The sequence below is a fragment of the Dyella sp. genome (assembly GCF_035503745.1).
Taxonomy (GTDB): domain Bacteria; phylum Pseudomonadota; class Gammaproteobacteria; order Xanthomonadales; family Rhodanobacteraceae; genus Dyella_B.
In genome coordinates, this window is sequence record NZ_DATJTC010000002.1 from 137,452 (window position 1) to 152,654 (window position 15,203).

General features: G+C 61.4%; 14 protein-coding genes. 8 read left to right on the forward strand and 6 right to left on the reverse strand.

The genetic code is table 11. The annotated features are described in order from the left end of the window. Positions 1-16: 16 nt before the first annotated feature. Positions 17-2,239, reverse strand: a complete 2,223-nt coding sequence (locus tag VME63_RS00800) for a toll/interleukin-1 receptor domain-containing protein (protein ID WP_325429256.1) — start codon at positions 2,237-2,239, stop codon at positions 17-19. 245 nt (positions 2,240-2,484) lie between these two features. On the opposite strand from VME63_RS00800, the gene VME63_RS00805 reads away from it, so the two are divergent. After that, positions 2,485-4,164: a hypothetical protein gene (locus VME63_RS00805; protein WP_325429258.1), complete on the forward strand. Its 1,680-nt coding sequence runs from the start codon at positions 2,485-2,487 to the stop codon at positions 4,162-4,164. Between the two features lie 172 nt (positions 4,165-4,336). Here the strand turns inward: VME63_RS00805 and VME63_RS00810 are convergent, their stop codons facing one another. Both VME63_RS00810 and VME63_RS00815 read right to left on the reverse strand, forming a co-directional pair. Continuing rightward, positions 4,337-5,857 carry a hypothetical protein gene (locus VME63_RS00810; RefSeq protein WP_325429260.1) on the reverse strand — a complete coding sequence of 507 codons (1,521 nt, stop codon included), beginning with the start codon at positions 5,855-5,857 and terminating at the stop codon, positions 4,337-4,339. 116 nt (positions 5,858-5,973) lie between these two features. Next, positions 5,974-6,867: a LysR family transcriptional regulator gene (locus VME63_RS00815; protein WP_325429262.1), complete on the reverse strand. Its 894-nt coding sequence runs from the start codon at positions 6,865-6,867 to the stop codon at positions 5,974-5,976. A gap of 87 nt (positions 6,868-6,954) precedes the next feature. On the opposite strand from VME63_RS00815, the gene VME63_RS00820 reads away from it, so the two are divergent. From VME63_RS00820 to VME63_RS00830, 3 genes are read left to right on the forward strand one after another with little or no spacing between them, the layout of a single operon-like run. After that, the gene (locus VME63_RS00820) at positions 6,955-7,944 is read left to right on the forward strand and encodes an aldo/keto reductase (protein WP_325429264.1); all 990 of its coding nucleotides are present in this window, start codon (positions 6,955-6,957) and stop codon (positions 7,942-7,944) included. Between the two features lie 16 nt (positions 7,945-7,960). Next, positions 7,961-8,548 carry a flavodoxin gene (locus VME63_RS00825; protein WP_325429266.1) on the forward strand — a complete coding sequence of 196 codons (588 nt, stop codon included), beginning with the start codon at positions 7,961-7,963 and terminating at the stop codon, positions 8,546-8,548. Positions 8,549-8,551: 3 nt separating this feature from the next. Continuing rightward, positions 8,552-9,547, forward strand: coding sequence for an aldo/keto reductase (locus VME63_RS00830; protein ID WP_325429268.1), 996 nt, complete (start codon positions 8,552-8,554; stop codon positions 9,545-9,547). A gap of 143 nt (positions 9,548-9,690) precedes the next feature. Here VME63_RS00830 and VME63_RS00835 read toward each other — a convergent pair whose 3' ends face one another. After that, a complete protein-coding gene (locus VME63_RS00835) occupies positions 9,691-10,455 on the reverse strand; it encodes an alpha/beta hydrolase (RefSeq protein WP_325429270.1) in 765 nt (254 codons plus the stop codon). A 175-nt stretch (positions 10,456-10,630) separates the two neighbouring features. On the opposite strand from VME63_RS00835, the gene VME63_RS00840 reads away from it, so the two are divergent. Next, positions 10,631-11,221: a TetR/AcrR family transcriptional regulator gene (locus tag VME63_RS00840; protein WP_325429271.1), complete on the forward strand. Its 591-nt coding sequence runs from the start codon at positions 10,631-10,633 to the stop codon at positions 11,219-11,221. 258 nt (positions 11,222-11,479) lie between these two features. Here the strand turns inward: VME63_RS00840 and VME63_RS00845 are convergent, their stop codons facing one another. After that, positions 11,480-12,391, reverse strand: a complete 912-nt coding sequence (locus VME63_RS00845; RefSeq protein WP_325429272.1) for a LysR family transcriptional regulator — start codon at positions 12,389-12,391, stop codon at positions 11,480-11,482. Between the two features lie 130 nt (positions 12,392-12,521). On the opposite strand from VME63_RS00845, the gene VME63_RS00850 reads away from it, so the two are divergent. From VME63_RS00850 to VME63_RS00860, 3 genes are all read left to right on the forward strand, one after another. Further along, positions 12,522-12,938: a (R)-mandelonitrile lyase gene (locus tag VME63_RS00850; protein WP_325429273.1), complete on the forward strand. Its 417-nt coding sequence runs from the start codon at positions 12,522-12,524 to the stop codon at positions 12,936-12,938. A 102-nt stretch (positions 12,939-13,040) separates the two neighbouring features. Next, positions 13,041-14,057, forward strand: a complete 1,017-nt coding sequence (locus tag VME63_RS00855; RefSeq protein WP_325429290.1) for a zinc-dependent alcohol dehydrogenase family protein — start codon at positions 13,041-13,043, stop codon at positions 14,055-14,057. Between the two features lie 171 nt (positions 14,058-14,228). Then, positions 14,229-14,456, forward strand: a complete 228-nt coding sequence (locus VME63_RS00860; protein ID WP_325429275.1) for a tautomerase family protein — start codon at positions 14,229-14,231, stop codon at positions 14,454-14,456. Between the two features lie 356 nt (positions 14,457-14,812). Here the strand turns inward: VME63_RS00860 and VME63_RS00865 are convergent, their stop codons facing one another. Then, a complete protein-coding gene (locus tag VME63_RS00865; protein WP_325429277.1) occupies positions 14,813-14,986 on the reverse strand; it encodes a hypothetical protein in 174 nt (57 codons plus the stop codon). Positions 14,987-15,203 lie beyond the last annotated feature (217 nt).

A 15,203-nucleotide genomic window follows, 5' to 3' on the forward strand; every position in this document is an offset into this window, starting at 1 on the left:
GGGTGGAGCGGTTCGGTCAATCCAGTGAGTGAGGCGCGGGGTTTTGTGCAAGCATGCGTTGCCGGAACGCCGCGTTGATGGGGTAAGCGAGGTGGCCGCGCTGCAGCACGGCCAGCCATTGGGCGTCGCGATAGCCGCTGTCCCATAGTTGCTTGACCAGCGGTTGCGCTTTGGCGGTATCGCCCAGCGCCAGCAGTGCCTGCGCTTCCATCGCAAGCAGGCGCGGATCGCCCCGGCCGCTGGTTTGTGCCTGCGCAAGCGCCACCATATCCTGGCGCCAGCGCTTGGCCGCCTCGGTATCGGTGCTGGTTGCGGCCAGTAGCCATTGCGCGGCCATGCTGGCCAGCACGACGGATCGCTCATGCGGTTGTCCGGCCAGCAACGGCTTGAGGGCCTGCGCCGCTGCCTGTGCCTGCGCTTGTGCGTCGTGCACGCGCCGCGATGCCAGCGATTGCGCCGATTGTTCGGTCAGTATTTCGCCGTGAAGCCGTTGCAGGTCCGCATCGCCGGGGCTTTGCTGCAGCAGCGTGGCGATGATGGCGAGCGATTGCGCGGTAAGCGCCGTCGCCGCCGCCATGTCGCCGTTGAGGCGCTTGAGCCGCGCCAACTGCGCGCCGTAGCGCGCCAGATCCTGCTGGAAGTCGCTGTTGTCGGGATGGTTCCTGACCAGGTCCTTGGCGGTGTCCACCGCTTGCTGCATGTAGCGCATGCCGGCCTCGTCCGCGCCGGCCAGCGCCAGTGTGCGGCCGAGAATGGCTTGCACCGTCAGCTGGGCATCGCGTTGGCTGATGTCTTGCGGATGCCTGGCGGCCAGCGCTGATTCGATCGCATCATCGGCCCGGTATTGAGCCAGCGCATCGGCCAGGTCGCCGCGCAGCAGGGCGAGCTTGCCCAGATTGTTGTGCGCGCCGCCCAGTTCCGAGGCAAAGTCCGCGCGCTGCGGCTGTGCCGCCACTAACTGGCGCGACAGAGCCAGCGCATGGGTGTAAGGCACTAGCGCATCATCGAGCCGGCCGCGCGCTTCCAGCACGTGGCCGAGGTCGTTGTCGAGCATTTCCAATTCGAACTGCAGGTCGAGATTCCGCGCCGCATGCGGCTGGGCCTTCAGCAGCACGCCGCGCGCGCGCTCGAAGGCATCCTGCGCCGGATCAAGCTGGCCATCGTACCAATGCGCCTGGCCGATGAAGGCCAGGATGCGAGCCAGGCGCAGCTGCCGCGGCAGATCGCGCGGGGCCTTGGCCGCCAGCGAGGCGGCCAGCGACGCCGCCGCCTCGAACGACGCGATCGCTTGCGCGTAGTGCCCCTGTTCCTGCCGCACCGAACCGATTTTCTCCAGCACCTTGGCCCGCTGCGCCAACACCTGGTCGGTGACGTCGGTGATGGGCATCGAAGCGAAGTAGGTCATCGCCTTGTTGTCCACGTCCTCGATGATGTCCAAGCGCTCGGCTTCATGCAGCTTGTCGTTGAGATCGCCGAGCATGAAATCGACCAGGTCTTCGGCCTGCCGCTGGCGCCGTTCGGCATCCGCGCGCGCGACCACGGCGGCGCGGCGCGCATGCATGGCGACGATCGCCAGCGATGCGGTGACGGTGGCCACCGCCAACGCCAACGCTGTAATCACGCTCAAGCGCCGATTGCGCCGTTGCAGGTCGCGCTGCTTGAGGCTGTCGAAACTGAGGCCGAGCATGCCGGCGATCAATTTCAGTTTCGCGTTGCGCCGGCCATCCTTGTCGGCGCGTGCGTCGGCGGCGATGGGTTCGGCGGGCATCGGCCTGCCTTGCGCGTCGTGCGGTGCCAGCAATGCCGGGGCGAAGCACCCTTGCGCATGCACGTCGGTATGCACATCGGCATGTGCGTCGGCCCCCGGTTCGCCATCCACGATCAGGCAGAAAATATGCTCGCCGCGTCCGAGCCGCTGGTAAGCGAGCACTTCTTCCTGCACCCATTGGGACACCGCGGAAAACGGCGAGCAGATGACAATGAGGTTCGCCGATTGCGCCAGCGCCTCGCGCACCTTGCTACCCAGGTCCGTGGCGCTGGCCAGTTCGTCGCGGTCGCGGAAGATCGGCGCCAGCCGGCGCGGCGTGATGCCGGCCGTGGTTTGCTTGCCGACCAGGCGCGCGGGCACGCGATAGGTTTCCAGCGCCTTGTGCAGCCATGCCGCCCAGGACGCATCCCGGTGGCTATAACTGATGAACGCGCGATACCGGAAATCCGCTGCCGCCAGCGACTGCCTCATGACGCCTTGCGCTCCAGGAACAGGTCGGGCCTTCCTGGCGATGAACGTCGCGCGAGATCGTGGCGGGCGGCGGGCCGGCTCTGGCGACCGCGTGAGCCTAGCACCAAATGTGATGGACATCACACTTTGGTGCTAGGCTGGCCCCCGCAAAGCCGCTGCAGGGGACAGAGCCGGCGGGCTTCCAAGTGCGGCTTCGGCGCGGCGCCTGGGAGGTGTTTCCGAGCTTGCCTTGCACAGAGGCTGTCATGACACCTTTGGTCATCGGCGTCACGAGTCATCGCAACATCGCCGCTTGCGAAGTCGAACCGGTCCGCGCACGCATCCGCAGCTTCCTGGCGCGGATCAAAAACCAATTTCCGTCCTTGCCGCTGGTCACGCTATCGGCGCTGGCCGAGGGCGGCGACCAGCTGTTCGCCGCCGAAGCGCTGACGTTCGGCAGCCGCCTGGTGGTGCCATTGCCGCTGCCGCGCGACATGTACATGGATGACTTCGCCGATCCGGCGGTGCGCGCGCAGTTCGAGGTATTGCTGCAACAGGCCGACGTGATCCGCCTGCCACTGTTGAGAAGCCAGCCGCGCGAGGAACTGGCCGTGCATGGCGATGCGCGCAACCGCCAATACGCGAAAGCGGGGGTGTTCATCGCCAGCCACGCGCACATTCTCGTCGCCATCTGGGATGGCAAGGATTCGGGCCGGCTCGGCGGCACCGGACAGATCGTCAAGTACTACCTGCACGGCTCGTTGCCCGGCATCACTGAACGGCTGCGCCAGGCGCGGCATAACCTGAGCGGCGGGGACGAGCATCTGCTGTATCACATCGTGTGTTCGCGCGAAGGCGAACACAGTGCGGTGGCCGAAGGGCTGATGCCGCTGCAAACCCTTTGGCGCACGGGCGATGACATCGCGCCGGACGGCCCCATGCCGCAGGAATTCGAGCTGATGATCCGGCACATGGTCGAATTCAACCAGGATTGCGACAAATATGCGCAGGCGATCGAAGAAGCCAACGCCGCGGAAATTACCGATGCGGGTACCCCCGACAACATCGATCGGCTGTTTCGCTGTGCCGACTGGCTGGCGCTGCATTTCCAGAAGCGCGTGCTGTTGGCGTTGCGCATCACCTTTACGCTGGCGGCATTGATGGGCATCGCCTTCACGTTCTATGCCCACCTCGCCCAGCAGGACAATTTGATCTATTTCTTCCTGTTGCTGTTCGCCGGCGGCGGTGTCGTGGCGGGGCTCGCGCGGCATCGCCAATGGCATCGCAAATACCTCGATTACCGTGCACTGGCCGAAGGCCTGCGCATTCAGCTCTACTGGCAACGCGCCGGCATCCTGAAAGACACCGATCACGAATTTGCGCACGACAACTTCCTGCAGAAGCAGAACATCGAACTGGGCTGGATCCGCAATGTGATGCGCGCGGTCGGCCTGCAACCGCCCAGGAAGCCCGAGCCCGACGCGCTTGCCCGCGTGATCAGCGAATGGGTCGGCGAATCGGGCCGGTCCGGGCAATTGCACTACTTTGAGCGCAAGACCGACGAGAGCGCGGGCCTGCACCGCCTTACCGAAATCATCGGCTCGATCAGCCTGTGGGTGGGCATCGCCATCAGCGTGTTTCTGGCCATCTTCGCGCTCAAGCTGCCCGAAGCGACCAAGACCACACTGGTGATGATCATGGCGGTGTTTTCCATCGTCGCCGCCGTGCGCGAGGCGTATGCCTATCGCAAGGCAGACAAGGAGCTGATCCGCCAATACCGTTTCATGCAACGCATTTTCAGTGGTGCCCGCGCCGCACTGGACCGCACCAGCGATCCGGCCGAAAAGCGCAACATACTTCGCTCGCTGGGAGACGCCGCGCTGAGCGAACATGCCGAATGGACGCTGATGCGGCGCGAGCGGCAGGTGGAGCACAGCAAGTTCTAGCTATCGTGGCCGGCGAACCTGTATCCCCCGCGCGGCGCGGCGCATCATGGAGACGGTAGGCCGCACGGTTTCAAAGGGTTCTGCGCCGAGTCGTGCGAGCGGAAGTTTCCACAACGATATCCGTGCGCAGACGCGAAACGCGGCGCGCATCATTCAAGCGCGTGGCAAGCTCTCACGGCGAATCCAGATTGAAGTGCTCGACTCGGCCGACCTTGGCAAGCTCCCGCTGCACCGTAGGCCGGGCGACAATGATTTTCCAGCGCCGCATCTCTTCGGCGCCGAGCGGCGTCTGGGTTGTATCCAGATAATCCTGCATGTCCACGAGCGCATCGCTGCGCCACTTGTCGGTGGATAGGCGCTCAACGAGCAGGTCGGCGGCGGCGTCAAGATGGTTGGTGACGATCAGCGCAATCTCCCAGGAGGCGATGTCGTCCGCGCGGTGCGCACGCAGGTAGTCCAGGTGCTGGGCAATGCCTGGCTCGTCGTTCTGTTCGATGGCTGCCTTGAGCTTTATCTTTTCCAATTGCATGCGGCCATAGGGCGACATGTTTCCGACATCCGAGAGCATGTCCAGTGCTTCTTTGGGCCGTTGCAGGCCCGCGTAGAGCGAGGCAAGGTTGATGACCTGGCTGACGTTCATGGCGCCTTGTTCCGGGCGGCGCGCCGCATGTTGCCATTGACGGATGGCGTCATCCCAACGTCCCAGTCGCTCCAGGGCTCTGGCCCGGCCATCCAGCACCCAGACGTAGAATTCGTCAAAATCCTTGTAAGCCTTTGCACCACTGCCATCGCCGGCTTTGGCGATAACAGCATCGGAAAGCGAAAGTGCTTCGGCGTATCGATGGGTATCGAGCAAAAAATCCTGCAACGCCGTGACCGGCTTCAACGTGTCGGGTGCAGCCGACACGGCGGCCTTGTCGGCGGCCAGTTCCTTGGCGATGACCTGATCGACATCAAAGTGCAGCACTTGGGTGATGGGATCGAAGCGTTTGTCCACGAGCATCGATATCACGGTGTGTGCTGCCGTAACGCGTCGGGAAACCAGGATGGCTTTTTCGGTATTTCCCTCCTTTAGCCAAAACCACGATAGATCGCGCCACAGGTCATCCGCCGTACCCAGGGTGCTGTTCCAATTCATATCGAAAAGGGCTTGAAGATAATAGCGTTCCAGATCCCCGTTCGTTCCCCTGATGCCAGCCTCGATCTGATAAATGACGCCCGGGTCCATTGCGGTGATGGCCGCCGGCCAACGCGGCGCGACGTAAATGACAGACAGCGCGGCATCGCGGTCATTGCCCAGATAGTACGCGGACTCCAGCCGGCCGCTCCACGCGGCCTCATCGACTCTGTCGTTGAGATCGGACGTGCTGATCGACGTGCATTGTTTCAACTGATCGAGTGCCGTCGCGTAATCCTTTTTTTCGAAAGCGATCAATCCGGAGAGCAGGAACGCGCGCTTGCGGGCATTGGGCGGCAATTGAGCAAACACGGGTGAATGGATGGCGACGCTGAACGCTGCCGCGGCGGCGTCGCTATTGTTGTCGCGTAGATAGGCGACGCCCTGGTCGATGCTTTGCTCGGCACTGCTGATCTGCTCTTGATGATCTTTCACCGGCTCGGCAGGCGTGTTGATCGAGGCATGAGCCATTACCGCCAGCCCCAGGCATGCCGAGGCTATCCACGATGCGCGCATCTTCTCCCCTTTTTCGTAGCGACCGGCGTGCCGCCTTCAGGAGCACCCGATGGGCAGGATTATGCCTGCATCGCAATCGTTTATGGTCAATACTGGCAGTTATGGTTGGCATTACATCAGCGTGCATAGCGCAAGGCATCACGGAACAAGGTGAAGGCAGGTGAGCTTTGACGCCTGCTCGGGTAGTAAAGGTGATACCCCGGAAACGATGGGCACCAATCGGAAAGAACGCGTATCAACCGACCCTTCGCGACATGCGCTTGCACGATGTCTTCGGGCATGTAAGCCAGCCCTAACCCCTTTAACGCTGCGTCCAGGCGCATGGCGATGTTGTTGAATACCAGTTGGCCTTCCACGCGTACCTTTAGCTCTTTCCCTTTCTTTTCGAACTCCCAGGGAAAAATGCCGCCATAGGTCGGCAGGCGGATGGTGATGCAGTTGTGCCGAATGAGATCGTGGGGCGCCTTGGGGCGCGGATGCTGGGCGAAGTATTTCGGTGACCCGACCACGGCCATCCGCACATCCGGACCAATGCGCACCGCGATCATGTCCTTGGCAATGTGCTCGCCCAGCCTGACGCCAGCGTCGAAGCCCTCGGCCACGATGTCGGTAAGGCCGTAGTCCACGATGATCTCGACCTGGATGTCCGGATGATCCGGCAGGATTTTTGACAGAACAGGCTGTAGCACCGTGATTGCTGCGTGTTCGCCCGCCGTAATGCGCAACTTTCCTGCGGGCTTGTCCCGGAACTTGCTGAGCAATGCCAATTCGGTATGGATCTCTTCAAATCGGGGCGTGATCACCCGTAGCAGATGCTCGCCCGCCTCGGTGGGTGAAACGCTGCGCGTCGTGCGCGCCAGAAGCCGGACGCCCAGCCGCTCTTCCAACTGGCGCATGGCGCGGCTCAACGCGGGCTGCGAGATGCCGAGCTGGGCCGCCGCGCGCGTAAAGCTGCGCTCTCGCGCCACGATGGAGAAGATCGCGAGCTGATCGTAGCTTTCGATGGCCATTTATCCGCTCCGGTTATAAACCCTTTCCGATTATGCCACCTAGTGCGGGCAATCCTCCGACGCTAAATTGCTTGCATGGAGGACACTATGAAAACGCGCAAACTCGGCAAGAGCCAACTTGAAGTATCCGCCGTCGGCCTGGGCTGCATGGGCCTGAGCCATGGTTACGGGCCCGCCACGGACCGGCAGGCGGCGATTTCGCTGATCCGTGCCGCGGTGGAGCGGGGCGTGACACTCTTCGACACGGCGGAAGTCTATGGCCCTTTCCTCAACGAAGAAGTCGTCGGCGTAGCACTCGCTCCGGTGCGTGAGCGGGTGGTGATCGCCACCAAGTTCGGTTTCACTTTCGGTGAGGATGGTAAGCAGCAGATCCTCAATAGCCGGCCCGATCATATCCGCTGGGCCGTGGAGGGCTCGCTCAAGCGCCTGCGTACCGATGTGATCGACTTGTTGTACCAGCATCGTGTTGATCCGGACGTGCCGATTGAAGACGTGGCGGGTACCGTCAAGGATCTGATTGCCGAAGGCAAGGTCAAGCACTTTGGCCTATCGGAGGCCGGAGCGCAGACCCTACGACGTGCCCACGCGGTGCAGCCGGTGACGGCCTTGCAAAGTGAATACTCGCTGTGGTGGCGCGAACCCGAGAAGGAAATCCTGCCGACGCTGCAAGAACTCGGCATCGGGTTCGTGCCCTTCAGCCCATTAGGCCGGGGCTTCCTTACCGGAGCGATCAGCGCAGACGCGACCTTCGGCAGCGACGATTTCCGTAGCGTCGTGCCTCGCTTTTCACCCGAAGCGTTGCGAGCCAACCAGGCGCTGGTCGATCTGCTCGGTCAGATTGCCAAGGACAAGGGCGTGACGCCGGCGCAGATCGCGCTTGCATGGTTGCTCGCCCAGAAGCCATGGATCATCCCGATTCCAGGCACGACCAAGTTGCATCGCCTGGAAGAGAATCTCGGTGCCGTTGCGATCACCTTGACCGATGACGACAGGCACAAGCTCGCAAAGCTTCTGGAGGACGTTAAAGTGGAGGGCGAGCGTTATCCGCCGGCGCTGCAGGCGCGCGTAGGGCGCTGATGCGTGGGAGGCAAACATGGCATCTCCACGTGATCCTTCGCGGCGGGCCGTGGTGGCGGCCCTCGCGGGCCTTCCACTCATCAATCTTGCGGCACGCACGAAAAACGATGGCAACCCGCAGCAAGCCGGTTCCCGAACGCTCGTGGCTTATTTCTCGCGCTCTGGAAATACGCGCGTCGTCGCCGGGCTGGTTCATCGCGCGCTCGGCACCGATCTGTTCGATATCCGGCCTGCCAGGCCCTATCCAGAGGACTACCTTGAAACGGTCGAACAAGCACGGTGGGAGCGCGATACGGACTATGAACCTGCGTTGGAAGCCAAGATTCCAAACATGGCGGCCTACGACACGGTGTATGTCGGGTTCCCCATCTGGGGAGAGACCGCGCCACCGGTCATCCGCGCTTTCCTGTCCGCGCATGATCTGTGCGGAAAGACCCTGGTGCCCTTGGTTACCCACGGCGGCTACGGATTAGGAAACAGCCTCTCCATTCTCGCCAGCTACGCACCGAAAGCGCGGCTTCATCCAGGTTTCTTAATGCAGGCGGATCAGGAAAGGCAAACGATGGAGCGCGTCGTCGGCTGGCTGAAACAACAAACGGAGTAATCCATGAAGTATCGCAAACTTGGCAATAGCCATCTGGAAGTCTCAGCTCTCGGCCTTGGCTGCATGAGCATGAGTTCGGGTTACGGACCGGCCGCGGACAAGCAGGAGATGATCAAGCTTATCCGTGCCGCTCACGACCGGGGTGTCACGCTGTTCGACACTGCCGAAGCATACGGGCCCTTCGCTAACGAACGTCTTGTCGGGGAGGCGCTCGCTCCCATCCGCGATAAAGTGATCATCGCGACTAAGTTCGGCTTCGATATCAATCCGCAGACCGGCGAACGTGGTAGCGGCACCAACAGCCGCCCCGAACATATCAAGATCGCGGTTGAAGGCAGCCTCAAGCGCCTTGGCACGGATGTGATCGACTTGCTGTATCAGCACCGCGTCGATCCGCAGGTACCTATCGAAGACGTCGCCGGCGTAGTCAAGGAGCTGATCGCCGAAGGCAAGGTGAAGCACTTCGGCCTGTCCGAAGCCGGCGTCCAGACGATTCGCCGCGCGCACGCGGTGCAACCCGTTACCGCCGTGCAGAGCGAATACTCGCTGTTTTGGCGTGGGCCGGAAGTCGAGCTGTTGCCGCTGCTTCAAGAACTAGGCATCGGCTTCGTGCCGTTCAGCCCTTTGGGTGCCGGATTTCTCACCGGCAAGATCGATGAGAACACCCAGTTCGATCCGACCGATTTTCGCAATGTCGTACCTCGTTTTTCTGTCGAGGCACGCAGGGCAAATAGCGCGCTGGTTGAACGGGTCAAGTCGGTCGCCGCACGAAAAGGCGCGACGCCAGCTCACATCGCATTGGCTTGGTTACTCGCCCAGAAGCCATGGATCGTACCCATTCCTGGCACGACCAAGCTGCATCGTCTGGAAGAGAACCTTGGTGCGGCGGGCCTTGAGCTGAGCGCCGAAGATCTAGCTCAAATCGAGCAAGAGGTCTCGAGGGTCAAAGTGGAAGGTGAGCGGTTGCCCGAGGCCGCGCTGAAGATGACGGGGCTTTGATCGAGGCCGCGGCGTTGAGAGGTGCATGCTAATCAGCCAGGTGATGGCGTGGGTGCGCCATCACCTGGCTTTAGCGGTGCGTACGTTGGCGTCAGCATTGCATGTCAAAGCACTGACGGCATCCGGTTCAGTCCATCGACTATTTATTGCTTGGCACCAGCTGCTTGCTCAATCAGCTTGGCAACTTCATGGGGGTGCGAGATATAGACGACATGGCTGGCTTTGATCTCCACCGTCTTGCTGCCGGCGCGCTTGGTCATGAAGCGCTCCAGGTCCGGGTTGATCGCGCGGTCCTGCGTGGCCACCACTGCAAAGCTCGGCTTGGTGCGCCATGCGGCGGCCGTGATGGGCGTGCCAAAGGATTTGGCCGCGGGCATCACCTGGGACAGCGCCATGAAGTTTGCTTCGTCGGCAGGCAGGTCGGCGGCGAAATCCGCGTGGAAATGGGCCGGATCCAGGTATAGGTAGCCATCGGCGGTCGCCTTGATCGCCTTGGTGGCGGACGGCATCTTGTTGTTCAACACCATGGCGCTTTCGCCGGTATCGGGTTGGAAAGCTGCCACATACACCAGGGCAGCAACCTTGGGGTCGTTGCCGGCTTGCGTGATCACGGCGCCGCCGTAGCTGTGCCCGACCAGAATGCTGGGACCATCCTGCGCGTCGATCACGCGGGTAGTGGCTTTCACGTCATCTTCGAATGAGGTTTCCGGCTCTTGCACCACGGAGACCTTGTAGCCGTCGTGGGTGAGGATGTCCGACACGGCTCGCCAGCCCGAGCCATCGGCAAAGTAGCCATGGACAAGCACGATGTTCCTGACCGGTGCAGGGGAGGCGGCCTGAACACCCAGTGCGGTAAGGGAAAGGGCCAGGGCGGCGGCGATGCGGCTGATACGGGATGCGGTTTTCATGTCCATAACTCCAGAAGTGGGTGGGATTGGAGAATCTCGGCGGGTCTTTCGTACCCGGCAAGAAACATCCTACTAGTAGGTAGAATAGGACACAAGCATTTTTTTTGCCGTGGCATATTTTCCTTTCCAGATATACACTTACGACAAATCAACCAACTAAATGGTAGATATTCGGATGACCAGCAGCGGAGAAGCCACCGCCGGGAAGATCCTTGAAGCGGCGCGCCAGCTCATCATGCGACGCGGCTACAGCGGCTTCAGCTACGCCGACATCGCCGAGGCCGTCGACATTCGCAAGGCCAGCATCCATCACCACTTTCCCACCAAGGCGGACCTGGCGATCGCGGTGATGAAACACCATCGCGAGATATTCGATACCGACATGGCGGCGCTGCAGGCAAGCGGTGCCGATGCGCTGGCGCAGCTGCGGGCCTATTTCGGCCATTGGGAGCGCTGCATCGCGGACGACAGTGCACCGTTCTGCGTAGCCGGCATGCTGGGCGCGGAACTCCCCGCGCTGCCGGAAGACGTGGCGCAAGAAGTGAGCGCGTATTTCCGGAACTTCGACAAGTGGCTGGAAGACGTGCTCGAGGAGGGCGCGAAAAGCCACCAGCTTCACTTCAAGGGCACGGCGAAATCCGAGACGAAGATGCTCATCTCCCTCATCTACGGTGCGATGCTTGCCGCACGCGCGCACGGCGATCCAGGCCTGTTCAAGGAGGTCGCCAGCAACAGCATTGCGCAACTTACTCGCGCTTCGTCATAGAAACTATAAACATCATTCTGCGCGGGGCAGGGAATGTGTACCGGCAAAGGCGATCAAGATCCTGGTGATGGAGGTGAGATCGTTTGCTTGGCCGCAGAAAGGCACGTGAACCAGCACAGGTGGTCTCACTTTGGAATCTGTCGCCGGAACTGATGCGGCAGGTTTGTGGCAAAGGTGCTGAATTCATTAGCGCCTACCTGTGCCGCAGCATCGTCGTGGTGCGGCTTGCCGCCGGACGCGGCTAGACAAGATGGCCGCCTATGCAGTGGAACTCTGAGGCGCCAACAAGCGCAGCGCTTCAAGCACTAGCTTGAAGGCCGGTGACGGCTGCCGGCGGCTCGGATAGTAGAGATAGTAGCCGGGGAAAAATGGGCACCAGTCTTCGAGTACGCGAACAAGGCGTCCTTCATCAATATGCGCCCCAAACTCATCTTGCGGAAGAAACGCGATCCCAAGCCCCTCCAGCGCCGCCTGCACGATGGGCGGCGAGGTGTTGAACGTCAGCGGTCCTTTGACATGCACGTTCATGGGGCGACCACGGCGCTCGAATTCCCACGCGTAAAGGCCGCCATAGGTGGGCATCCGCAGATTGATGCAAGCGTGCGATAACAAATCCTGCGGTTTTTTGGGCACGGCATGCTGCGCCAGGTAGGAGGGCGAGGCGACGGCCGCCATCCTCAACGGCGGCCCAATCGGCATGGCGATCATGTCCTTGTCGATGCTTTCCCCCAGGCGCACGCCGGCATCGAAGCGATCGGCCACGATGTCCCTGAAACCGTAACTGACGTCGAACTCGATCTGCACGTCAGGGTATTGCCGCAGTATCGGCAGCAACTTGGGCATAAGCGTATTGCGTAGCACATGGTCGCCGCAGGTGATGCGCACGGCGCCCGCCGGCTTCTCGCGCAGCGCCGTCAGCGCATCCAATTCCGCATCGATATCGTCCAAGTGCTGTCCTACCGTTTGGAGCAATCGCTCACCGGCATCCGTCGGTGACACGCTGCGCGTGGTGCGGGTCAGCAGGCGAATGCCGAGCTTCTCTTCCAGCCCCCGGATGGACTGGCTGAGCGCCGATTGCGTCAGCCCCAATTGCGCGGCGGCACGGGTAAAGCTGCCCTCGCGGGCCACGATGACAAAGCTCTGCAGATCGTTGAGGTTGCGCTTGGCCATGGCCCAGTCTGGCAGCTTTATTCATTAGTAAAGCTAATAAGCCATTTAAGCATTCATCACCTAGTCGTGGAAGAGTCCAGCGGCCAGACTGTGTCATGTCGCGCCATGGCGTCGTCTCCGGAGTCCTTTCATGCAAATGCGTATCTATCGAAACGGGACTCGTCCCTCCGTAAAGGGCCCCGCCACGTGGTTCACGGGCAACGCACGGATTGATCCGCTATTCGATCCCGCCGAGCCCGGCCGGGTGTCCGCCGCCCTCGTCACGTTTGAACCGGGAGCGCGCACGAACTGGCACAGCCACCCGCTTGGCCAGCATCTCGTTGTTCTTTCCGGCGTAGGCTGGACGCAGTGCGCGGGTGGCCCGAAGAAAGAGATCCGGGCCGGCGATGTGGTGTTCTGCCATTGCGGGCAAAGACACTGGCATGGCGCCACCGACACCACGGCCATGAGCCACATCGCGATCCAGGAATGGATGAACGAATCGCCCGCGGACTGGTCGGACCCGGTTTCCGACGCCGACTACACCGCGCCGGTGGAGCACGACTGATCGCTGGTGCAGATGTCCGCCTTTGCCTGCGCGTGAGAGAGAGGCACACTCAGGTCGCCGCACGACACCCCATGCCTTCCACCCGAAACTTGGAGATTGCCCATGCTTGCCACTGTTCTGCACGGCCCTGGCGATGTGCGCTACGAACACGTGGAGGATCCCAAAATCCTCCAGCCCACAGACGCCATCATCAAGCTTTCCGCGTCCTGCATTTGCGGTTCCGATTTGTGGCCGTTCCGCGGCTTGCAACCCACAGCTGGCCCCGCCCACATGGGACATGAGTATTGCGGTGTGGTCATGGAAGTGGGCAGCGAAGTAACCACCGTCAAGCCGGGTCAGTTTGTGGTCGGCTCGTTTTGTATCTCCGACAACACGTGTCCGCACTGCCAGCACGGCTTTCAGTCGTCCTGCGTACAACGCGAGTTCATGAGCGGGGCCCAGGCACCGTATGCGCGCGTGCCCATGGCCGATGGCACGCTGGTGCCCACGGCCGAGGTACCTTCCGAGGATCTCATTCCCAGTTTATTAGCCGTGTCGGACGTGCTCGGCACGGGCTGGTATGCCGCCGATGCCGCACGCGTGCAGCCCGGTTCAACAGTAGTGGTTGTGGGTGACGGTGCGGTCGGTTTGATGGGCGTGTTGTCGGCCAGGCAAATGGGAGCCGGGCGCATCATCGCCATGAGCCGGCACAAGCAGCGGCAGGAGCTTGCCCTGGAATATGGCGCTACGGATATCGTGACCGAACGTGGCGAAGCGGGTATTGCGCAGATCAAGGCGCTGACCGGCGGAGTCGGCGCTGATTCGGTATTGGAGTGCGTGGGCACGCAAGAATCCATGCAGCAGGCCCTGCGAAGTGCGCGACCGGGCTCCATGGTTGGGTTCGTCGGGGTTCCCCATGGCGTGGAGTTCGATGGCCAGTCACTGTTCTTCGCGCAAGTCGGCATGCTCGGCGGTCCGGCGCCGGTGCGTCGATTCCTGCCGCAGCTGATGGATCTGGTGCTTACGCGCAAAATCAATCCGGGGAAGGTATTCGATCAGGAGTTGCCGTTGCCCGACGTGGCGGAAGGCTACCGCGCCATGGACGAGCGCCGCGCCATCAAAACCCTGTTGCGGGTTTGACCTCCCGCCTTGAACCGCACTCTCAGCGCGCGTCGCATCGGTGCGCGCCATGTTCACTCGCTTGCACCAGGCCATGACGCCAGCTTCATAGTCCCCAAACCCAAGCTTGTTTCGCCGAGATCAAGCACCTCAATGGGCATAAAAGCGGCACGAAACCAACGAGAGGTACTTATGCCACATGTCATCGTCAAGCTTTGGCCAGGAAAAAGTGAAGCGCAGAAACAACGCCTGGCCGATCGAATGACCCGGGATGTGATGGATGCGCTCGGCTACGGCGAGGAAGCGGTATCCGTAGCGTTTGAAGAAGTTGCACCCACTGACTGGGCTGAGAAGGTTTATCGCACCGACATCCAGAACCCGGCTGGAAAGCTCTACAAGAAGCCGGGTTATCGCATGTAAACGCGTTCGAAAGCGAGCCTCTAGGACTCATGATCGCTATGGTTACTTGCATATGGCAAACGGCTACTTGCCGCAACCCGGCGGAAGCCGCCAAGGACGCGTCTAAGCAGGCGGCGTTTCGATGCTATGTTCGGTAGGCTGGGGCGTGATGGTCATCACCTTGAGTCGGGCGGATCCTTCAAAACCAGGCCAAACCGTGGATACCTGAAAGGATACCGTGGAAACGTGAGTGGAACCGGTGGCCATGGGAAGCACCACACAGGGTTATCACAAAACCTGCGACAGCAGCATCCGGGACCGGCCGCGAGCGAGCATCAGGATCGTCGATACCCGCCCGCCATTTCTTTACCAAGATGTCAAATGGGCTGCCGACGCATCATCGGGCAATCCATTGCCCGACCGGGCAAAAAATTGCCCGCTTCGTCTTCAATAAAATCAATGCTTTGAAAATGAGCGGGCAATCGGTTGCCCGATTCCCCTGGAAAATCGGCGTTTTCGGCGATGGCATGCGCAATCATCTGCGGCAACATGCCACCGATATCCGTCTAAATCGTTGATATACATCCACCTTGTTTGAACAAGGACACATTGGCACGCCAATTGCTGATAGCCCCATGGTCATCCCCATGGATGGCACCACGCGCCATGAGGCGCGCGTGACAACAAAGGAACTCCTGTCATGCCAACACCCGCCTATATCAGCATCAACGGTAAGACCCAGGGCAATATCACCAAGGGCGCCTTCAC